This is a genomic window from Aliiroseovarius sp. PTFE2010, from assembly GCF_049943335.1.
GTDB lineage: Bacteria > Pseudomonadota > Alphaproteobacteria > Rhodobacterales > Rhodobacteraceae > JBNFVY01.
In genome coordinates this window covers 284,545-303,511 of sequence record NZ_JBNFVY010000002.1, presented here as the reverse complement: position 1 = coordinate 303,511, position 18,967 = coordinate 284,545, and the positions used below count along the sequence as shown (strand labels likewise).

General features: G+C 62.7%; 20 protein-coding genes and 1 tRNA gene. 5 read left to right on the top strand and 16 right to left on the bottom strand.

What is annotated here, in order from left to right; translation table 11 throughout:
• Positions 1 to 27: 27 nt before the first annotated feature.
• Together ACP2AV_RS05340 and ACP2AV_RS05335 are read left to right on the top strand one after the other, a co-directional pair.
• Complete coding sequence (locus ACP2AV_RS05340; RefSeq protein WP_426371649.1) at positions 28 to 630, top strand: rhodanese-like domain-containing protein; 603 nt, start codon at positions 28 to 30, stop codon at positions 628 to 630.
• Positions 631 to 926: 296 nt separating this feature from the next.
• Positions 927 to 1,730, top strand: coding sequence for a HEPN domain-containing protein (locus ACP2AV_RS05335; RefSeq protein WP_426371648.1), 804 nt, complete (start codon positions 927 to 929; stop codon positions 1,728 to 1,730).
• A 99-nt stretch (positions 1,731 to 1,829) separates the two neighbouring features.
• Here the strand turns inward: ACP2AV_RS05335 and uvrB are convergent, their stop codons facing one another.
• Positions 1,830 to 3,995, bottom strand: a complete 2,166-nt coding sequence (gene uvrB / locus ACP2AV_RS05330; protein WP_426371647.1) for an excinuclease ABC subunit UvrB — start codon at positions 3,993 to 3,995, stop codon at positions 1,830 to 1,832.
• 430 nt (positions 3,996 to 4,425) lie between these two features.
• Between uvrB and ACP2AV_RS05325 the strand changes: the two genes are divergently transcribed.
• Together ACP2AV_RS05325 and ACP2AV_RS05320 are read left to right on the top strand one after the other, a co-directional pair.
• Positions 4,426 to 4,737, top strand: a complete 312-nt coding sequence (locus ACP2AV_RS05325) for an ETC complex I subunit (RefSeq protein WP_426371646.1) — start codon at positions 4,426 to 4,428, stop codon at positions 4,735 to 4,737.
• 45 nt (positions 4,738 to 4,782) lie between these two features.
• Positions 4,783 to 4,859, top strand: a tRNA-Arg gene (locus ACP2AV_RS05320).
• Between the two features lie 61 nt (positions 4,860 to 4,920).
• Here the strand turns inward: ACP2AV_RS05320 and ACP2AV_RS05315 are convergent.
• The 15 genes from ACP2AV_RS05315 to ACP2AV_RS05245 form a co-directional block, all read right to left on the bottom strand.
• Positions 4,921 to 5,529: an exopolysaccharide biosynthesis protein gene (locus ACP2AV_RS05315; protein ID WP_426371645.1), complete on the bottom strand. Its 609-nt coding sequence runs from the start codon at positions 5,527 to 5,529 to the stop codon at positions 4,921 to 4,923.
• A 37-nt stretch (positions 5,530 to 5,566) separates the two neighbouring features.
• A complete protein-coding gene (locus ACP2AV_RS05310; RefSeq protein WP_426371644.1) occupies positions 5,567 to 6,646 on the bottom strand; it encodes a zinc-binding dehydrogenase in 1,080 nt (359 codons plus the stop codon).
• 105 nt (positions 6,647 to 6,751) lie between these two features.
• Positions 6,752 to 7,966 (bottom strand): MFS transporter, encoded by a 1,215-nt coding sequence (locus ACP2AV_RS05305; RefSeq protein ID WP_426371643.1) that lies wholly within the window; start codon positions 7,964 to 7,966, stop codon positions 6,752 to 6,754.
• A gap of 51 nt (positions 7,967 to 8,017) precedes the next feature.
• Complete coding sequence (locus ACP2AV_RS05300; RefSeq protein WP_426371642.1) at positions 8,018 to 9,346, bottom strand: lyase family protein; 1,329 nt, start codon at positions 9,344 to 9,346, stop codon at positions 8,018 to 8,020.
• Positions 9,346 to 10,179 (bottom strand): 3-keto-5-aminohexanoate cleavage protein, encoded by an 834-nt coding sequence (locus ACP2AV_RS05295; RefSeq protein WP_426371641.1) that lies wholly within the window; start codon positions 10,177 to 10,179, stop codon positions 9,346 to 9,348. Before ACP2AV_RS05295 ends, ACP2AV_RS05300 begins: the two co-directional genes overlap by 1 nt.
• A complete protein-coding gene (locus ACP2AV_RS05290) occupies positions 10,176 to 10,886 on the bottom strand; it encodes an alpha/beta fold hydrolase (RefSeq protein WP_426371640.1) in 711 nt (236 codons plus the stop codon). The genes ACP2AV_RS05295 and ACP2AV_RS05290 overlap by 4 nt, the downstream gene beginning before the upstream one ends.
• A gap of 78 nt (positions 10,887 to 10,964) precedes the next feature.
• Positions 10,965 to 11,564: a protocatechuate 3,4-dioxygenase subunit alpha gene (pcaG, locus tag ACP2AV_RS05285; RefSeq protein WP_426371639.1), complete on the bottom strand. Its 600-nt coding sequence runs from the start codon at positions 11,562 to 11,564 to the stop codon at positions 10,965 to 10,967.
• Position 11,565: 1 nt separating this feature from the next.
• On the bottom strand, positions 11,566 to 12,294 hold the full coding sequence (pcaH, locus tag ACP2AV_RS05280) for a protocatechuate 3,4-dioxygenase subunit beta (RefSeq protein ID WP_426371638.1): 729 nt from the start codon (positions 12,292 to 12,294) through the stop codon (positions 11,566 to 11,568).
• Complete coding sequence (gene pcaC, locus ACP2AV_RS05275; protein ID WP_426371637.1) at positions 12,291 to 12,671, bottom strand: 4-carboxymuconolactone decarboxylase; 381 nt, start codon at positions 12,669 to 12,671, stop codon at positions 12,291 to 12,293. The genes pcaH and pcaC overlap by 4 nt, the downstream gene beginning before the upstream one ends.
• Positions 12,664 to 13,449 (bottom strand): 3-oxoadipate enol-lactonase, encoded by a 786-nt coding sequence (gene pcaD / locus ACP2AV_RS05270; protein ID WP_426371636.1) that lies wholly within the window; start codon positions 13,447 to 13,449, stop codon positions 12,664 to 12,666. The genes pcaC and pcaD overlap by 8 nt, the downstream gene beginning before the upstream one ends.
• Entirely contained in the window at positions 13,449 to 14,618 is a 1,170-nt protein-coding gene (gene pobA, locus ACP2AV_RS05265) for a 4-hydroxybenzoate 3-monooxygenase (protein WP_426371635.1), read from the bottom strand. Before pobA ends, pcaD begins: the two co-directional genes overlap by 1 nt.
• Positions 14,619 to 14,823: 205 nt before the next feature.
• Positions 14,824 to 15,810, bottom strand: coding sequence for a threonine ammonia-lyase (locus ACP2AV_RS05260; RefSeq protein ID WP_426371634.1), 987 nt, complete (start codon positions 15,808 to 15,810; stop codon positions 14,824 to 14,826).
• Positions 15,789 to 16,610 (bottom strand): alpha/beta fold hydrolase, encoded by an 822-nt coding sequence (locus ACP2AV_RS05255; protein ID WP_426371633.1) that lies wholly within the window; start codon positions 16,608 to 16,610, stop codon positions 15,789 to 15,791. The genes ACP2AV_RS05260 and ACP2AV_RS05255 overlap by 22 nt, the downstream gene beginning before the upstream one ends.
• Positions 16,610 to 17,296, bottom strand: a complete 687-nt coding sequence (locus ACP2AV_RS05250; RefSeq protein WP_426371632.1) for a haloacid dehalogenase type II — start codon at positions 17,294 to 17,296, stop codon at positions 16,610 to 16,612. The genes ACP2AV_RS05255 and ACP2AV_RS05250 overlap by 1 nt, the downstream gene beginning before the upstream one ends.
• A gap of 52 nt (positions 17,297 to 17,348) precedes the next feature.
• Positions 17,349 to 18,140 (bottom strand): hypothetical protein, encoded by a 792-nt coding sequence (locus ACP2AV_RS05245; protein ID WP_426371631.1) that lies wholly within the window; start codon positions 18,138 to 18,140, stop codon positions 17,349 to 17,351.
• 166 nt (positions 18,141 to 18,306) lie between these two features.
• Here ACP2AV_RS05245 and ACP2AV_RS05240 point away from each other — a divergent pair, with 166 nt between their 5' ends.
• The gene (locus tag ACP2AV_RS05240) at positions 18,307 to 18,963 is read left to right on the top strand and encodes a hypothetical protein (RefSeq protein WP_426371630.1); all 657 of its coding nucleotides are present in this window, start codon (positions 18,307 to 18,309) and stop codon (positions 18,961 to 18,963) included.
• Positions 18,964 to 18,967: the final 4 nt, after the last annotated feature.

Here is an 18,967-nt window from a genome sequence, read left to right as displayed (position 1 = left end):
GCAGTCTTCCGCGCAGGAGGACCCCGCATGTTTCGAACCCTTGCTCTGATCGCTGCCCTGGCCCCCGCCGCCTTGGCCCCCGCTGCGGCCCTGGCCGAACCGGTGAACATTCGCCCCGACGTGATGTCGCTCACCGTCCCGACCGAAACTGGCCCGGTCGAGATTTCCCGCATCCAGGACACCGCGCATGAGCTGGACGGCGAATGGGCGCGCACCTCGCGGGAGTGCCCGAATTTCTGCATCCAGCCCATGGTGCCCGCGCCCGGCGTCACCCCGATCGGTGAATTGGAACTGATGGGCTTCCTGCAGGACCCCGACGTGGTGGTGATCGACGGCCGCGTGCGCCCCGACTTTGAAGGCGGCGCGATCCCGGGCGCGATCAACGTCCCCTATACCGAGGCCGCTGACCGCTTGGGCGCGCTGGGCTGCGAGCCTGATTTCGACGGCTGGATCTGCAACGGCGCAGACGTGAAATCGGTTGCACTCTATTGCAACGGACCATGGTGCGGCCAATCGCCTACCGCCGCACGGCGCATGATTGAAGCAGGCTTTCCGGCCGAGAAAATCTACTACTACCGCGGCGGCATGCAGGCCTGGCGCGGGTTGGGATTGACCGTGACGGGCGACTAGGACCGGCGACTGGGGACGGCGCGAATAGTCATACAAAATGACGCGCCGTGGCGGGCTATCTGGCTGGGGTGCCCCTGGCTGGATCGCTGGCTACATACGCTTCTTGAAGACAGGCTTAGGGTATTTTTGCCGGCCTGTAAAAGGAAAATGTAGGAAAATCAAATAGTTGATAGTTTCAATCGGGTAACCTTGGCGGGGACGGGGATGCATGATTGAGCGACGCAAATGGCGCGGGGGTTTGCGCCCGCCTCGCAATGCCCTAACCTCGGTGTCCGATGTTCACTAATTAACTGGATATGGATTTGAAATTTTGGTCAAGCGTCAACGGTATCGAGCGCGCAAAGCATATATTTGCAACTAGTTTTTATGTAGAGCCGGCTGATAATAATTACGTTTTGGCGCGATTTTGTTACATAAATTCTTTAAGAGAAGAATTCTTCTGGCAGGCGGCGCAAGCGCTTGAGAAGTACATGAAAGCATCACTCGTTCTGAATGGCGGCAGCGCTAAGGGGATAGCACACAATCTCCCCAAATTATTTAATGAATTGTCCGAATATCTGCTTGACGATCACTATTCAACATTGACTAGGCCAGATGAATTGAAAGAAGAATATTGGCCATCTGATCTTGCTGGTCTTGATGTACACGATTTCCTCTATCGTCTGGACAGAATCGGTAGCCCAAATATCCGTTACGGGCAAATCTCCCATTCTGGGTGGAGTTACGATCTTTTTGTGTTCGATCAGATTTGTTTTGAGTTCAGGAGGCGTACAATTAACTTGTCGCTGGAAATCGGTGAAGGATTGGATGTAGATGTAGAAGGCGATCTATACAAAATGACCGGGGAAAAATACTCGGAGGCGTTGAAGCGATTTCCAGATCATCCCATAAGAGAGCCAGCAAAATATTTGGACGCCTCCAATGAAGGGATATCTACTTTGGCAGACTATGCCTATTCGTGGAATTTCGCAGACATGAAAAAAGCGCGAAATTTGGAAACCGCCGCGCCGGGGTCTGTATCGTTTAAATTGGGTTTAGTTAGAAATACGTTTCTCGATCTTTTTTTAGGGATTGTAAGCAGTGGGAAAGAAAGCGATTGACCGATCAGCAAATCGAATTTCTCTACTGGTTGAAGGACAAGACCAAACTGCCGCAAGCGCATTGCAAATGGCTCGGGGAATTTTTGAAGTAGAGCGCGTTCACCGCCCCCTTCTCGCCTTCCCGCCCCGCATTCCGCCTCGGCCGCCCGTTGATCTGCCTTTCGTGCCTTCGGATGCCGCCTCGACGGCGCTTTGGCGGGCCAGTGGGTCATCCGCGACGGCCAGGTCGACCGCTTCGAGGCGTTTGACCTCGTCCCTCAGCCGTGCGGCTTCTTCGAATTCCAGGTTTTCGGCGGCTTTGCGCATGTCAGCGCGCAAGCTTTCCAAGTGCGCGGCCAGGTTCGCGCCAACCAGCGGTTTGTCGATATTGGCCGTCACGCGGTTCATGTCGACGTCGCCCTTGTAGAGCCCGGACAGGACATCATCGACGTTCTTCTTGATCGTCTGCGGGGTGATGCCGTGCGCTTCGTTATAGGCGATCTGCTTTTCGCGGCGGCGGTCGGTTTCGGCCAGCGCGCGCTCCATGCTGCCGGTCATCCGGTCGGCGTACAAGATCACCCGGCCGTCGGCATTGCGCGCGGCCCGACCGATGGTCTGGATCAGGGACGTTTCCGACCGCAAGAAGCCTTCCTTGTCCGCGTCCAGAATGGCGACCAGCCCGCATTCGGGGATGTCCAGGCCTTCGCGCAGCAGGTTGATGCCGATCAGCACGTCAAAGGCGCCAAGGCGCAGGTCGCGCAGGATTTCGATCCGCTCGATCGTGTCGATGTCGGAATGCATGTAGCGCACCTTGATGCCCTGTTCGTGCATGTATTCAGTCAGATCCTCGGCCATGCGTTTGGTCAGGGTGGTGACCAGGGTGCGGTAGCCGTCCGCGGCGACGCGGCGCACCTCGTCCAGCAGATCATCGACCTGCATTTCGACGGGGCGGATTTCGACCTGTGGGTCGAGCAGGCCGGTGGGACGGATCACCTGTTCGGAAAAGACGCCGCCCGATTGCTCCAGTTCCCACGACGCAGGGGTTGCGCTGACGAAGACCGATTGGGGGCGCATGGCGTCCCATTCTTCGAAATTCAGCGGGCGGTTGTCCATGCACGATGGCAGGCGGAACCCGTGTTCGGCCAAGGTGAACTTGCGCCGGTAGTCGCCCTTGTACATCGCGCCGATCTGGGGGACCGACACGTGCGATTCATCGGCGAAAACGATGGCGTTGTCGGGGATGAATTCAAACAGGGTGGGGGGCGGTTCGCCCGGCGCGCGGCCGGTCAGATAGCGCGAATAATTCTCGATCCCGTTGCACACGCCCGTGGCTTCCAGCATTTCCAGATCGAACTTGGTGCGCTGTTCCAGCCGTTGCGCTTCGAGCAGCTTGCCTTCGTTCACCAACTGATCCAGCCGGATGCGCAGTTCCTTTTTGATCCCCTCAATCGCCTGTTTCATCGTTGGCTTTGGGGTCACGTAGTGGCTGTTGGCATAGACGCGGATTTGGTCGAACGTGTCGGTCTTCTGGCCGGTCAGCGGGTCAAATTCGGTGATCGCTTCCAACTCTTCGCCAAAGAAGGACAGCCGCCAGGCGCGGTCTTCAAGGTGGGCGGGCCACAGTTCCAGCACATCGCCGCGCACCCGGAAACTGCCGCGCTGAAAGGCATGGTCGTTGCGGCGGTATTGCTGCGCGATCAGGTCAGCCATGATCGCGCGCTGGTCATAATCGACCCCAACCTTGAGGTCCTGCGTCATGGCGCTATAGGTTTCAACCGAGCCGATCCCATAGATGCACGACACCGACGCCACGATGATCACGTCGTCGCGTTCGAGCAGCGCCCGGGTGGCCGAGTGGCGCATCCGGTCGATCTGTTCGTTGATCTGGGATTCCTTTTCTATGTAGGTATCGGACCGTGCGACATAGGCTTCGGGTTGGTAGTAGTCATAAAAGCTGACGAAATATTCGACCGAATTGTCCGGGAAAAAGCTTTTGAATTCGCCATAGAGCTGCGCGGCCAGCGTCTTGTTGGGCGCAAGGATGATGGCCGGGCGCTGTGTTTCTTCGATCACCTTGGCCATGGTAAAGGTCTTGCCCGTCCCGGTGGCGCCCAGCAGCACCTGGTTCTGTTCGCCGTCGCGCACGCCCTGGGCCAGTTCGGCGATGGCGGTGGGCTGGTCGCCCGCCGCGTCAAAGTCTGTGTGCATGACGAACCGCTTGCCGCCCTCAAGCTTGGGGCGGTTTTTCACGTCTGGGGCAGGGGCGGTGAGAATGGGTTGGTCCAAGGCGATCTCCTGACAGCAGGTTCAGATTTGATCACTTTTTGTTCCAGTTCAAGGGGGCAGGCCCCAAGATGCGGCCCGCATGGCGTCTGGAGCGCGCTGTGGGCAAAGGTTAACAAAGTGTTACCACCTACGCGGGCATCTCTACGATTTAAATACAACCTAAGGTGTATTTTTTTCTTGCCTCGTTTCAGATCAGCGCCTAGGGTCAAAGGGCAAGCAGCAGAAAAGACTGACCGGTTCGTGGTGTACCCACCCACCCCACCCCTCGCTCCCGCATCATGAACCGGCAGTCTACCTTGCGCAATTCCTCCGCGCTCCTGTCCCGGTTTCATCGGGGCGGGTGTGTTTGCGTTGGGGGCTTGCGCGGGGCGCCGGATTTTTACATATATTGGATCGCAAGCCGCCGGTTCCGGCGTAAAAGGAGTGTCCCATGCGCGCCCGCATTTACCAGCCAGCCCGAAACATCATGCAGTCGGGTGTGGCCAAGACGAAACACTGGGTTCTTGAATATGTCCCCCAAGAGGCCAGAGAAGTCGATCCGCTGATGGGGTGGACCAGTTCTTCGGACACGCAGGCGCAGGTCAAGCTGTCCTTTGACACCAAGGAAGACGCGTTGGCCTATGCGGCGGAACACAACATCGACGCCGTCGTGCGCGAGCCGCACAAGCGCAAGCCGAACATCCGCCCTGGTGGCTACGGCGATAATTTCGCCACCGATCGGCGCACCATCTGGACGCACTGATAGGGGTTGAGCGGACGCTGCCCTTGGGCCATACCGGCGCCAAGCGGTCCCTTAGCTCAACTGGATAGAGCAGCTGACTTCTAATCAGCAGGTTGAGGGTTCGAGTCCTTCAGGGATCGCCATTTCAGATCACCCCGTTATCCCCCGTTATCCCCCGTTAAAACACCCGGTCAGATTCCCCCGTCAGATCACCCCGGCCACCAGCGTGCCCAGCAGGCTGACCGCCGTTCCCATGAAGGCGATGCCAGCCATCGCCAAGAGCCCGTCGCGGGCCATCATTGCCAGTGAAAAGAAGCACACTGCGATGGCCAGCAGCGATGATGTCATGGGCACCAGTTCCAGAAACGGCATGGCCGCGCCGCACATCAGGCACATCAGGTGAATAATCCCCAGCATGGGCGTGCGGAACATGATGCGCGCGCGCCGTTCTGTCTTGGCGTCGATCCAGGCGGCGGGCTTTTCGATCTTGGCCAATGCGGCATCCAGACGATCGCCGCCCAATTCCAGCCGGCGGATCCAGCGTGGAAACCACAATTCATCCCGACCGATCAAAAGTTGCAGGGAAATCAGTGCGATACATATCCCGCCGACCGAAGACAGGCCGGGAATTCCCGACAGTGGCGTGGCCACGATCAGGGCCGGTACCAGCAGCATCGCCGCGTGTGACAGCCGTCCAAGGCTGTCGACCAGTTCGCCGACGCTCAGGTGGCTGCGGTTTTGTGCAACACGCCGGGTTTCGCCGATGACATCTGTAATCGCGCGCAGGCGGCGGGTGTGAGCATCGGTTGTCATGGATTACAAACTCCCACGCGGGCGAAATGGTTCCCGCTCAAAATACAATGACGTTGCGCCGGGCCGTGCCCGAACGGGTATTATCGAGCGCTTCGTTGATCTGGTCCAGGGACCAGCGCCCCGATATGAGATCGTCGAGCTTCAGACGACCCTGCTGGTAGAGATCGACAATCCACGGCACGTCGCGCGACAATATCACGTCGCCCATGAAGCTGCCGACCATGGCGTTGCCCATGCGGGCGACCAGCATCGGTTCATAGGACGACGCGGCGCCTGCGTGCGGCATGCCCACCATGATGACGCGGCCCATCGGCGCCAGATAGCGCGTGGCGGTGTCATAAACCTGCGCGGCGCCCACGGTCACCAGCACCACGTCGGCGCCGCGCCCGGTCAGCTGCTTGACGGCCTTCCAGGGCTTGCCGGCCGCGTTCAGGGCGTGGGTGGCGCCGAATTCCTGCGCCGCCTCAAGCTTGTCGTCGTTCAGATCGACGGCGATGATCCGCCGGGCCCCTGCGATGGCGGCGCCCTGGATCGCGTTCAGGCCCACGCCGCCTGCACCGATGACCACCACGTCCATGCCCGGGCGCACCGAGCCGGTGTTTACGGCCGCGCCCACGCCGGTGATCACGCCGCAGGAAATCAGCGCCGCGCTGTCCATTGGCACGCCATCGGGCAGCTTCTGGATCTGGCTCTGATCAACCACCGCCTTTTCGGCAAAGGCCGCCGCGTCCAACCCGTGAAAGATCGGATCGCCCTGGGGCGTGAACAACGGCCCGTCACCGGCATGGCCGGGTGTTTCGCAATTGGCCGGGTGCGCGCTGGCGCAGGCCGGGCAGGTCCCGCATGAGCGCACCAGTGTCACCAGCACCGGATCGCCCACCGCAACCTTGGTCACGCCGTCGCCCACGGCGCACACGCGGCCTGCGGCCTCGTGGCCATAAACCGCCGGCAGCGGGGTGGGCCAGCCGCCATCGGCAAAGTTGATGTCGGAATGGCAAATCGCACAGGCGTCGATATCGACCTGAACCTCGCCCGCATTGGGATCGCGGATCTGGACGTTTTCGATGGTGAACGGTTTGCCGAATTCGCGGCAGACAGCGGCGCGGATGGTTTGCATGGGGTTCTCCTTGGCTTGGTTTTAGGGTGCGAAACCTTGCGCCTGTTTGCAACTTGAAATGCCGTTTCGACAGGCGAACGCCCTACGTTGTAGTGCCATGCGTCGTCACGCGCCGCTGGGGGACGGGGCGGCCCTTGGGCTGGTCAAAAAGACCGCCAGCGCCAGGATGACCAGCCCCGCCGCCACCGCGAAAGGCGCACCGGGAAACGGCGTGGCGGCCGCGGGCCGGGTGAAATAGGCGAAGACCGTCGTCATGATCAGCGGCGCGATGATCGTGGCCAAAGCCATGACCGAGGCGATGACGCCCTGCAATTCGCCCTGCTGGTCGTCGGGGGTCTGGTTGGCCAGAATGCCCTGCAGCGCGGGCATCAGCACTGACGACAGCGATGCGATCGGAGTCGCGATCAGCGCCATTGTGCCCGATCCGGTGGTGATCAGGATGGAAAAGGCGACAAGATCGGCCAGCATTGCCGCGACCACCGTGCCCCGCTGGCCCAGCACGCGGATGGCCGGGGCCACCAGCGCGCCCTGGCTGATCGCCATGGAAACGCCAAACAGGCTCAGCGACAGGCCGATCATCCCTTCGGACCAGCCAAAGGCCGCCTTGCCGTAAAAAGCCCAGATCGCCGGGTAGGAAAAAAGCGCCAGCGTATAGAGCCCCAGTACCGTCAGCAGGCGCTTGCTGCCGGGCAGCTTGCCGACGGCGCGCACTGCCGACAGCGGGTTGCCGCGCGCCCAGGAAAACGGGCGGCGCGTTGCTTTGGTCACGGTTTCAGGCATGACGAAATAGCCAAAGACAAGGTTGGCCAGCGCCAGGCCGGCGGCGGCCCAGAAGGGCGCGCGCGTGTCGATGCCCGCCAACAGCCCGCCCAGGATCGGCCCGGCGACAAACCCCACGCCAAAGGCCGCGCCCACCATCCCGAACCTGCGCGAGCGGTCGTCTTTTTCCGAAATATCAGCCATGAAGGCGTTGGCGGTGGTGTGGGTGGCCGCCGCAAGCCCGGCGATGACGCGCCCGGCCAGCAGCAACCAGACCGTGTCGGCCACTGCCATGAACACATAGTCCAGCGCCATGACCGCCAGTGCGAACATCAGCACCGGGCGGCGTCCGTAGGCATCTGACAGATTTCCCACCACGGGGCCGAACAGGAACTGCATCACCGCAAAAGCCGTGGCCAGCACCCCGCCCCAGATCGCGCTGTCGGCCAGGGTGTTTCCCGACACTTCGATCAGCAGAGCGGGCATGATCGGCAAGATCAGCCCGATCCCGATGGCGTCGATTCCGACTGTGGCCAGAATGAATACGATGGGCAGGCGCATCGGCGTCCTTTCAAGCTGCCAGATGGGCTTAGCCCGGTGCGATGCCTGGGGTCAAACCTGTCGCGCGGCGTCGGCGAAAGCACGCGCCTGGGCGGGGGCATCGCCCATCTGTGCCGCAGGCGTGAAACGCGATTTATCCAGATCGGCGTGGCGCGCTGCGGCAATATCGACCACCGAACGACCGGTTTGCTGTGCTTCGGCGCAGATGTCCTTGACGGCCTGTTGCGCAAGCGGGCGGGGCATCTGCGCCGCCAGCGCAAAGGTCAGCGCTTCGGCATAAATCAGGCCCAGCCCGTCCGGATCGATCAGCTGCGCCATGGCGTCGTGGCTTGGCTGGATCTGCGCGGCCAAGGCGCCCGCGATTTCGATCTGGCGCGAGAGCGCAATGCACAAGGGGGGCACGGCGAACCATTCGGCAAACCACGCCGCGCCGTCGCGCTGTTCGGGATGCTCGATCGCCGATTGGATGATCGCCGCCTGCGCCTGTACCTGCCGCCCGAGCGTCTGCATCGTCAGCGGCAGCACCGGATTGCGCTTTTGCGGCATGGTTGACGACCCGCCACTGTCGCCAAGGCGCAGCTCGCCCCGGCCCGATTGCGTCATCAGGGCAATGTCGCCGCCCATCTTGGCCAGAACGCCGGCGGTGGTTGCGGCCCATCCGGCCAGGGTACCCAGGCCGTCGCGCTCGGTGTGCCAGGTGGCACCGGGATCGGCCAGGCCAAGCGCCTGGGCCAGGCCCGCGCGCACATCGCCGCCTTTGCCGCGCAGGGCGGCGTTGGTGCCCGCTGCACCAGACAGGGACACACGCAATGTCGCGTCGCGCACCGCATCCAGCCGTGCCAGTTGCGCCATCAGCGGGCGGCCCCACTGCGCCACATAGCTGCCAAAGGAAATCGGCGTTGCGGCCTGATGATAGGTGCGCCCCGCCATCGGCAGGTCGGCATGGCTGTGCGCAAGGGTGCCAAGCGCGCGGATTGCGTCGCGCAGTTGCGTATCCCAAATGCCGATCACCCGCTTGAGCCGCAGCGCGCGGCCCGTGTCGGCAATGTCTTGCGAGGTGGCGCCCCAATGCACGTATTGCCCGTGTTCGGGCGCCTCCATCGCCTTGCGAAAGGCGGCGACCAGCGCGGGCACCGGCACGCCGTCCACGGCAACCTGATCGGCCAGCCCGCCGGGATCGACCTGCAATTCCATCGAAGCGCGGTGGATGAACGCGCCCGAAACCTCGGGGATCACGCCCGCCGCGCCCTGCACCTTGGCCAGCGCCCCTTCGACCAGCAGCATGGCGCGCAATTCGGCACTGTCCGAGAATAACGTCGCCGTGTCCGCGTGGCTGAACAGCTTGTGATAGAGTGCGCTATCGAGCGGTGACGCAGCCATCAGGCGGCCCTCAGCCCAAGGATGTCGCGCGCCTGGGCGGGCGTGGCGACGGGGCGGTCGTGCTTGGCGCAAAGCGCGACCGTGCGTTCGACCAGTGCCGCGTTCGACGGGGCCAGCGTATTGCGGTCAAGGCGCACGTTGTCTTCCAGGCCGGTGCGCGTGTGCCCGCCGGATGAAATCGCCCAGTCGTTCAGCGTCAGTTGGTGTTGGCCAATGCCCGCCGCGCACCACGGCGCGTTCGCGCCAAAGAGCCGTTTGACGGTGTGGATGTAATAGTCGAACACGTCGCGATCGACGGGCATGGCGTTCTTGACCCCCATGACGAATTGCACATAGGGGGTGCCAGGGATCTTGCCTGCATCCGCCATCAGCTTTGCTTGCAAAATATGTGATAAATCAAATGCTTCAATCTCGGGCTTCACGTCATACTTTAATATTTCACCGGCCAGCCAATCGATCAGTTCAGGGCGGTTTTCGTAGACGCGCGTGGGAAAGTTGTTCGACCCGACCGCCAGCGAGCACATGTCGGGCCGCAGCGGAATCATTGCGCCGCGCGCGCGGCCGGTGCCCGAGCGCCCGCCGGTGGACAGTTGCACGATCATGCCAGGGCAGTGTGCCTGGATCCCGTCCATGAGCCGGGCAAACCGATCCGGATCGGACGTCGGTTTGCCCTGGTCGTCGCGGACGTGGCAGTGCGCGATGGCCGCGCCAGCTTCAAAGGCCGCGTGCGCGCTTTCGATCTGCTCGGGGATGGTGGTCGGCAGGTTGGGGTTGTCGTCCTTGGTGGGGACGCTGCCGGTGATGGCCACGCAGATGATGCAGGGCGTTGTCATGGATGGTCCAGTGAATTGAGAAAGTCGGCCAGCTCTTTGGGCTGGGTCAGTTGCGGCACGTGCCCGCAATCCAGGGTCAGGGTCGGATCGCACGGCGACGCGGCGACCATCTGTTGTTGCAGCGGGTAGGTGACGGTCTGATCCTGAGTACAGAATACATAGGCGCGCGGCACGCGGTCGAAATCGGGGCCGATCTGCGCCGGGTCGCTTTGCGCGCGGTTCGATTGGGGCGACATGGCGGCCATCGCGTCCTGTTGGTCTTGCGCGCTGGCGTCCTGAAACAGCATTGGCGGGGCCAGATCGGCGTCCAGAACGGTGGTGCCCTTGACCGGGCCGTGGCGCACGGCTTTGGACACACCCGGCGTATCCTGCTGGCCGATGAGCGAAAGCAGGCTGTCCCCGTCGCGCGGCAACACAGCGGCCACGTAGACTGTCCCAAGCACATGATCGGGGTTGCGGGCTGCGACTTGCGCTGTCACGATTCCGCCCATCGAATGGCCCACAATGAAGGCCGGCGGCCCGGCGCGTAGCACTTTTTCAACATGGGCGACGTAATCGGCCATGCCGACCGTTTCGGGCGGCACAGGGCTGGCGCCGTGGCCAGGCAGGTCGATCGCTTCGACGTCGTGGCGATGCAGAAATGGGATCAGCCGCAGCCAACTGGCCGCGTTGCCCCAGGCGCCATGAATGAGAATTATACGTGCCATGTGGATCTCCCTTTTTGGCGCACTATAAACAAAACCGGGGGCGCGTCAGCCCTCGGATGCAGTCAGATGGGACGCGGATCATAAATCCAGAAAGACGGTTTCGTCGCTGCCTTTCAGGTGGATGTCGAACCGGTATTTTCCATCGCCGTCCGGCTTGGCGATCAGCGTTGCGATACGGGTCTTTTGTTCAATCCGCGATAGCAGGGGATCGCGCGTGTTGTCTTCATCTTCGAAATAGAGGCGCGTGTTCAGGCCGATGTTGATGCCACGCCCGACGATCCACAGGCTGATATGTGGCGCCTGAAAGCCGCCGCCGCGTATCGGAACCTTGCCCGGCTTGATCGTGCGCAGCGTGAACGCTCCGGTTTGCTGGTCGGCGGCGAACCGGCAAAAGCCGGGCACCTTGGGGTCGGCGCCGTCCTGCCCGGCGAACCTGCCGTTCGCATCTGCCTGCCAGCTTTCGATCATCGCATCGCGCAGCGCCCAGCCCAGCCCGTCGTATACGGATCCCGAGATCTCGATCAGCGTGCCCTGTGCGCCGTCCTCGATCGGGCTTTGTCCCACGTCTTTGCCATAGATATCGGGATGGCCCGCGAAGGTCGGGATGCACCCAAGGTGGACGTAGGGGCCGGCGGTTTGTGACGGCGTTTCAAACAGGTTCTCAAGCGATTGGACCATGTCAGCTGCCCTCTATCTTGTTTTCGAACATGGTCTGGCGGCGCCCCCGCAGCACGATGTCGAACTTGTAGGCCAGAAAATCCATCGGGCGGGCCTTGGCCATGTCCAGCGGGGCGACCAGGCGGTCAAGCTGGCTGCGCTGCTTGATCGTATGCGCAATCGGGCAGAGATCGATCAGCGGATCGCCCTGAAAATACATCTGGGTCATCAGGCGCTGGCCAAAGCTGTGCCCAAAGACGGAAAAGTGTATGTGCATCGGCCGCCAGTCATTGCCGCGGTTCTGCCATGGGTAGGCGCCGGGGCGAATGGTCAGGAATTCGTAGTGCCCGTCGTCATCGGTGATGGTGCGCCCGCAACCGCCAAAGTTGGGATCGAGCGGGGCAAAATAGGTGTCCTTGGCGTGACGATAGCGCCCGCCGGCATTGGCCTGCCAGATTTCGACCAGCGTGTTGGGCACCGGGCGGGCGAATTCATCCAGCACCCGGCCATGGACCAGAACCCGTTCGCCTATGGCGTGGGCCTTGCCGTTGGTGAAATTCACAATCAGGTTGTTGTCATATTTGCCCAGCATCGAATGGCCGAACCGCGGGCCGGTTTCTTCGGACGGCGTGCTTTCCATTGACAGCAGCGCCCAGTCGGGCGAGCGCGCCACGGATGTCTTGTAATTGGGGTCGCACACGACCGGGTGCATGTCACGATTGCGCGCCACCAGAGGGCCGGGATCGGTCATGAATTTTCCTCCATTTCGGCATAGGTCGCCTTGGCCAGTTTCAAGGCCCGGTTCGCGCGCGGAACGCCGGCGTAGATGGCGACATGCTGAAAGGCTTCCAGAACGTCGCGCTGGCTTGCGCCGGTGTTGGCCGTGGCCCGGATGTGCATCGGGATTTCATCGAAATTGCCGGTGGCGGCCAGCAAGGCCAGCGTCAACATGGACCGTTCGCGCCTGGTGATCCCGTCGCTGGACCACACGGTGCCCCAGGCGCCTTCGGTGATCAGGGTCTGGAAGGGGGCGTCAAATTCGGTCGTGTTCGCTTCGGCGCGCTCAACATGCGCATCGCCCAATACGGCGCGGCGGGTTTTGATCCCTTGGGTGTAGCGGTCAGACATGGCCTGTCTCCTTCAGGAATTTCGTCAGCACTTCGGCGTATTCGTCGGGTTTTTCGACGCAAGGCAGATGCCCCGCGCCGCGGATCAGGTGAAACTGCGAGCCGGGGATCAGCGCCGCGGTCTCGCGCACCAGGTCGGGCGGGGATGATCCGTCTGCATCGCCCGCGATCCCAAGGGCGGGCAGGCGCAGCCCGGCGGTGGGGGTGTACATGTCGGTGCCCGCGATGGCCGCGCAACAGCCAAGATAGCCTTCCAGCGGCTGGCCCGTCAGCATGTCGCGCCAGAATTGCAGCTCGGGGCCATTTCGGAAGGGTTTGGAGAACCAGCGCGCCATGATCTCGTCGCCCTGGGCTTGGATTCCGCCGGCGCGGATCGCGCTGATCCGGTCGGCCCAGGTTTGCGCGGTGCCGAACTTGTAGGCGGTGTTCGACAGCACCACCGCGCGCACCAGGTCCAGCCGTTTGACGGCCAGGCCCTGCGCAATCATCCCGCCGATGGACAGGCCAACAAACATCGCGTCTTTCACGCCCAGGGCGTCCAGAAGCCGTTCGGTATCGCTCACCAGTTGGCCCATCGAATAGGGCGCATCGGGCACGTCGGATTGCCCGTGCCCGCGCTTGTCGAACCGGATGATCCGCAGACCAGGCGGCAACAGCGGCACCACCTTGTCCCACAGGCGCAGATCAGTCCCCAGCGAATTGGCAAAGACGATCGGTGCGCCGTTCGGGTCGCCATCCTCGTGCATGTTCAGCGAAATATCCCCAACGGAAACTTTCATCAGTAGGGCAACCCCACATAGTTTTCGGCCAACGCCCGCTGCGCGGCTTCATTGCTGCGCAGAAAGTCGATTTCGGCCTGTTGCATCTTCAAGTCAAAGTCTGACCATTCGGGGAAGCGGTGCAACAGGTTCGTCATCCACCAGCTGAATCGCTCGGCCTTCCAGATGCGGGCCAGCGCCTTGTCGGAATAGGCAACGATGCCGTCATCGCTGCCCTCCAGATAGTGCTGGCAGAGCCCCTGATACAGGTAGTGCACATCGCTGGCGGCCGTGTTCAGCCCCTTGGCGCCGGTGGGGGGCACGATGTGCGCCGCGTCACCGCACAGGAACAGGCGGCCCCACCGCATCGGTTCGGTCACGAAACTGCGCAAGGGGGCGATGGATTTTTCGATGATCGGCCCGGTGATCAGCCTGGCGGCGTGGCCCTGGGGAATGCGCTTTTTGAATTCGCCCCAAAAGGTCTGATCGGGCCAGTCGTCGGGCCTGTGCGACAGGGGCACCTGGATGTAATAGCGGGACAGGTTCGAATTGCGCATGGACGCCAGGGCAAACCCCCGCTCTGACGCGGCGTAGATCAGTTCGTGATCGACGGGTGGGGTTTGCGACAGAACACCCAGCCAGCCAAAGGGATAGACCTTTTCATAGTCGCGCCGCACATCATCGGGGATCGTCTTGCGCGAGACGCCGTGGAACCCGTCGCAGCCAGCCACGAAATCACAATCGATGCGGTGGTGCGTTCCATCGCGCACAAAGGTGACACTGGGCGCGTCCGTTCTGGCGTCATGGATCGTCACGCCCTCGACGTTGAATTCAATCTGCCCGCCCGAATTTTCACGCGCCGCGTAGAGATCGCGCGTGACTTCGGTCTGGCCATACACGACCACGGGCTTGCCGGTCAGCGCCTTGATGTCGATGCGGATCAGAGCATCGCCACAGGAAATCTGGGTGCCGTCATGCACGTAGCCTTCAGATTCCATCCGTGCGGCCACCCCGGCCTGGCGCATCAGATCGACCAGGCCCTGTTCCAGAACGCCGGCCCGGATCCGGCCCAGGACATATTCCTTGGTCTTGCGTTCCAGCACCACGCTATCGATACCTTTGCGGTGCAGCAACTGCGACAACAGCAGTCCCGACGGGCCGCCCCCGATGATGCAAACCTGTGTGCGCATGCGTTGCCTCCGTGCTGGCGCAAGATGCGCAAAGGTAATTGGCGGCGTCAATTAGTTTATGGGGGCAATCTGGGCAAACGGGGCGCAGCAGGGCCCGGAAAAGGGCTTGAAAAAGGGCTGGAAATGGGGGGGGAGATTGGCCGGGGAATATTGTGGGGCCGCCTGGCCGGACCCGGCGTCCGCAGCCCGCCGCGCCCCGGAAAATTCAGCCGTCGAAATCCTGCAGCGTTTGGGCGAATAGCGTGGGATCGACGTTGCCGCCCGATGCCACCGCGATCACCGTGTCAGCCTGCGGCGGATGGAACAGCGCTGCCGCCAGTGCCACCGCGCCGCCCGGCTCGAGCACCAGTTTCAACCGTAAAAACGCCAGCGCCATCGCGCGCCGCGCTTCGTCATCACTGACGACGATGCCGGGGCCGCACAGGCGTTGCAGGATGGGGAAGGTAATATCGCCCGGCTTTGGCGTCAGCACCGCATCGCAGATCGACCCGGACAGCGCCGGGTTGGCCAGAATCCGGCCCGCTGCCAGTGAACGCGCGACATCGTCGAACCCTTCCGGCTCGACCGGACGTGCGCGCATCTGCGGGGCGTGGGTTTCCAACGCCAGCGCAACGCCGGATGTCAGCCCGCCGCCGCCGCAACACACCAGCACCTCTGCGTCAAAGATGTCTAATTCGGCCGCCTGTTCGGCGATCTCGATCCCCACGCTGGCCTGACCCGCGATTACCAGAGGCTCGTCGTAGGGGCGGATCAGGGTCAGGCCGCGATCGCGCGCCAGGGCTTGGCCGATCTGTTCACGGCTTTCCACCGCGCGGTCATACAGCACCACTTCGGCCCCGTAGGCGCGGGTGTTGGCCACCTTGATCGCGGGCGCGTCCGACGGCATCACGATGACGCTGGGAATGGCGTGCAACATGGCTGCAAACGCGATGCCCTGCGCGTGATTGCCTGACGAATAGGCGATGACGCCGCGCGCCCGCTGGTCCGATGGCAGGGCGGAAATGGCCGACCACGCGCCGCGAAACTTGAACGAGCCGCTGTGTTGCAGGGATTCGGCTTTGACCAGCACGCGGCGCCCCGCGATGTCGTCCAGAAATGGTGACGACAGCAATGGCGTGCGCCGGACATGCCCGAACAGGCGGCGCGCGGCATCTTCGACATCGGACCGGTTCACCGGCACTGCTGGATCCACGTGCGCAGCGCCTCTAGCGCCGGGGCTTCGTCCAGAAACGGCACATGGGCGCGGCCCGGCACCTCGCGGTAGATCAGGCCGGGGTGGCGGTCTTGCATCTTTTGCGCGGTGTCGGCGCCCAAAAGGTCAGAGTTCGCGCCCCGGATCAGCGCCACCGGCTTGCCGGCCAGCGCATCGAACAGCGGCCACAGATCGGGCGCATCGCCTGTGGGCGCTTCCAGCACCGCGTCGCGCAATTTCGGATCATAGCGCAGCTGCAGGCCATGATCGCCCTGCACATAGTTGTTTTCGACCTGAGCGCGCCAACGCGCGGGCGGCACATCGGTAAAACCGGGATTGGCGGCGGGCATCGCTGCGGCCGCATCCGCCAGCGTGGTCCATGGCGGCGGCTTGCCCAGATACCCCGCGATCCGGTCCAGCCCGGATGTGTCCAGCTCTGGCCCGATATCGTTCAGCGCGACGCCGCGCACCCGGTCGCCATCGGTCAGGCCCAGAAGCATGGCGATCAGCCCCCCGCGCGAGGTGCCGAGGATGGCGGCGTCCGCCAGCCCCAGATGGTCAAGCAGCTTGATCGCGTCGCGCGCCTCGTTCTCGATGGTATAGCTGCGCCAGTCACCATAGTCGGACTGCCCGCGCCCGCGATAGTCCATGCGGATCAGACGCACACCGTCCAGATGCGGCGCGACATGATCGAAATCGCGCCCGTTGCGCGTCAGCCCCGCCAAGCACAGCACCGCCAGCCCGTCGCCCTGGTCATCGTAGTGCAGGTTCAGACCGTCGAATGTGGTGAAATGGGGCATCAGAATCGTCCGGCAAGGTCGGGAATTTCCGTCAGGTCGGTCAGGATTTCGGTGGGGCGCCAGGGCAAACGGTCAATGGGCTCGGCCATGCGGTTGACCCAGACGGTGCGAAATCCGAACCCCGCGCCGCCGGCCGCGTCCCAGCCGTTCGAGCTGACAAAGAGGATCTGATCGGGCGGGCAATCAAAGCGGTCCACCGCCAGTTGGTAGACCGAGGCATGGGGTTTGAACACGCCCACGGACTGAACGCTGAGCACATCGTCCAGAACATCGCCAAGACCCGCCGATTGCACCGCGCCGTCCAGCATGGCCGGCGAGCCGTTGGACAGGATCGCGGTTTGAAAGCCGCGCGCCTTCAGCGTGGCCAGCACCTGGGGAACCTCGGGGAAGGGGGACAATTCCCAGTAGAGCGCCAATAGCCGTTCGCGCAGCGCCGGATCGGCCAGATTGGCGGAGTCCAGCGCCCAATCCAGCCCATCCTGCGTGACCTGCCAAAAGTCGCAATGGGCATCGGCCACGGCGCGCAGCCAGGTGTATTGCAACTGCTTGAGCCGCCAATCGCGCGCCACTTGCGGCCACAGGTCCCGCAATGGGGCAAAGGCAGGATCGCGCGCGGCTTCGCGCGCGGCGGCGGCCACGTCGAACAGCGTTCCATAGGCGTCGAATACACAGGCTTTGATGGTCATGTCGCCCCCCGTTTCGGACAGGGTGACATGGGCGCCGGCAAATGAAAAGTGACTAAAGCAGCCCGTCCAGAATGGCCTGACCGGCCATGAAATGGGCTGCCAGCGTAAACGCATAGGCCGCCAGAACGATCAGTGCGGTGTTCTGCGGCAGGGGCAGGGTGGCATTGCGGCGCGGCAGCAGGCTCTGCAACCCGATCGCGGCCAGCACCAGAAAGCCGATCGACTGGTTTTGCAGCGCCGCCGAGGCAAAGGCCGCGACCAGGAAAATGCTGATCAGCGGCCCCATGCTGGGCCAGAAACTGTTCGAAACCGCGCGGATACAGCGCCCACCGTCCAGCGGCAGGAAGGGCAGCAGCATGATGAAATTCACCGCGCCGCAGGTCGCCCCAAAGGTCAAAAGCGCAAACGCCAGGCCGGGCGATGACCCGGCGACGACCTGCGCGACCCCCAGAGCCAGCGCGACCGGCGCCAGCGACAGGCCCGCGCCCATCAGCACCACGAACGCTTCGGCGGCCGGATCGTCGCTTTGCGCGCCGCGCGGGCTGAGAAAAGGCACCGGAAGGATGCGCAGCCGTGGTTCGCCCGCGCACAGCGAGCGCCGGGCCAGCGCCTGCCCCAGTTCATAAATGAACAGCGACAGCAGAACCGACGCCGCCACCAGCGGGCCCACCAGTATGGTTGCCATGATGAACAGCACAAAGGCCAGCACCACACCGGTGCCGTCGAACCCATGCAGAACAAGGCGGCGCGGGGCGGCCCCGGACACCTGAACAGGCCGCAAACTGACGGCGACGCCCAGTGCGATCAGAATAGACGTAAGTAGAATAAAATATGATGTCGTCATGATTGCGGAATCGGTCAGCCCCAGAAGTTCTTGTCCAAGTGGGGGTTCAAATGTGGCAGGAATGTGGCGAATTGCGCAGAAAAAATTAACACAACATACTGTTTCCGATTGCGCATTGCGTGTTCGGTTGGATCAATATGTGCGCCAGCATTTTTCGGAGACGACCATGAACAACACGGTAGAGCGACTAAGGGAAAACCTGCGCGATCTTCAAGCCAATCTGGAACGCGAAGCGTCAGAACGCGCGGCCCAGTTTCGCTATCGCTGGGAAAACGGACGCATCGTCTTTGAAGACGAGGCGCGCAAGCGCGGGCGTCTGTTCCGCATGCGCTGGGCGACCTTTCTGGGCCGCGCCCGCCTGATGGAAATCGTCACCGCGCCGCTGATCTTTTCGCTGATCATTCCCTTCGTTCTCATGGACTTGTTCGTATCGGTCTATCAGGCGATCTGCTTTCCCGTCTACGGTATCCCCAAGGTCCGGCGGCGCGACTATATCGCCGTCGACCGGCACAAGCTGACCTATCTGAACATCCTGCAAAAGCTGTATTGTGTCTATTGCGGCTACTGTAACGGGCTGTTGGCCTATGTGCGCGAGGTGGCCGGGCGCACGGAATATTATTGGTGCCCGATCAAGCACGGGCGGCACTTGCCGGACCGTCATGCGCACTACGACCGGTTCGTTGACTATGGCGACGGCGAAGAATTTTCGAACATGCTGGTAGAGATGAAGGACCGCGCCCGCGCCTGCGACGGATGCACCGATTGCGGCGTGGGGCAGGGACGGGGGCAGGGGCCGGGGCAGGGACGGGGGCCGGGCCACTAGCGGC

What these genes read in the sequence shown, in the direction of transcription:
- ACP2AV_RS05340 (WP_426371649.1), top strand. Translation starts at nt 28, where the DNA reads ATGTTTCGAACCCTTGCTCTGATCGCTGCCCTGGCCCCCGCCGCCTTG.
- ACP2AV_RS05335 (WP_426371648.1), top strand. Translation starts at nt 927, where the DNA reads ATGGATTTGAAATTTTGGTCAAGCGTCAACGGTATCGAGCGCGCAAAG.
- ACP2AV_RS05325 (WP_426371646.1), top strand. Translation starts at nt 4,426, where the DNA reads ATGCGCGCCCGCATTTACCAGCCAGCCCGAAACATCATGCAGTCGGGT.
- ACP2AV_RS05315 (WP_426371645.1), bottom strand. Translation starts at nt 5,529, where the DNA reads ATGACAACCGATGCTCACACCCGCCGCCTGCGCGCGATTACAGATGTC.
- ACP2AV_RS05310 (WP_426371644.1), bottom strand. Translation starts at nt 6,646, where the DNA reads ATGCAAACCATCCGCGCCGCTGTCTGCCGCGAATTCGGCAAACCGTTC.
- ACP2AV_RS05305 (WP_426371643.1), bottom strand. Translation starts at nt 7,966, where the DNA reads ATGCGCCTGCCCATCGTATTCATTCTGGCCACAGTCGGAATCGACGCC.
- ACP2AV_RS05300 (WP_426371642.1), bottom strand. Translation starts at nt 9,346, where the DNA reads ATGGCTGCGTCACCGCTCGATAGCGCACTCTATCACAAGCTGTTCAGC.
- ACP2AV_RS05295 (WP_426371641.1), bottom strand. Translation starts at nt 10,179, where the DNA reads ATGACAACGCCCTGCATCATCTGCGTGGCCATCACCGGCAGCGTCCCC.
- ACP2AV_RS05290 (WP_426371640.1), bottom strand. Translation starts at nt 10,886, where the DNA reads ATGGCACGTATAATTCTCATTCATGGCGCCTGGGGCAACGCGGCCAGT.
- pcaG (WP_426371639.1), bottom strand. Translation starts at nt 11,564, where the DNA reads ATGGTCCAATCGCTTGAGAACCTGTTTGAAACGCCGTCACAAACCGCC.
- pcaH (WP_426371638.1), bottom strand. Translation starts at nt 12,294, where the DNA reads ATGACCGATCCCGGCCCTCTGGTGGCGCGCAATCGTGACATGCACCCG.
- pcaC (WP_426371637.1), bottom strand. Translation starts at nt 12,671, where the DNA reads ATGTCTGACCGCTACACCCAAGGGATCAAAACCCGCCGCGCCGTATTG.
- pcaD (WP_426371636.1), bottom strand. Translation starts at nt 13,449, where the DNA reads ATGAAAGTTTCCGTTGGGGATATTTCGCTGAACATGCACGAGGATGGC.
- pobA (WP_426371635.1), bottom strand. Translation starts at nt 14,618, where the DNA reads ATGCGCACACAGGTTTGCATCATCGGGGGCGGCCCGTCGGGACTGCTG.
- ACP2AV_RS05255 (WP_426371633.1), bottom strand. Translation starts at nt 16,610, where the DNA reads ATGCCCCATTTCACCACATTCGACGGTCTGAACCTGCACTACGATGAC.
- ACP2AV_RS05250 (WP_426371632.1), bottom strand. Translation starts at nt 17,296, where the DNA reads ATGACCATCAAAGCCTGTGTATTCGACGCCTATGGAACGCTGTTCGAC.
- ACP2AV_RS05245 (WP_426371631.1), bottom strand. Translation starts at nt 18,140, where the DNA reads ATGACGACATCATATTTTATTCTACTTACGTCTATTCTGATCGCACTG.
- ACP2AV_RS05240 (WP_426371630.1), top strand. Translation starts at nt 18,307, where the DNA reads ATGAACAACACGGTAGAGCGACTAAGGGAAAACCTGCGCGATCTTCAA.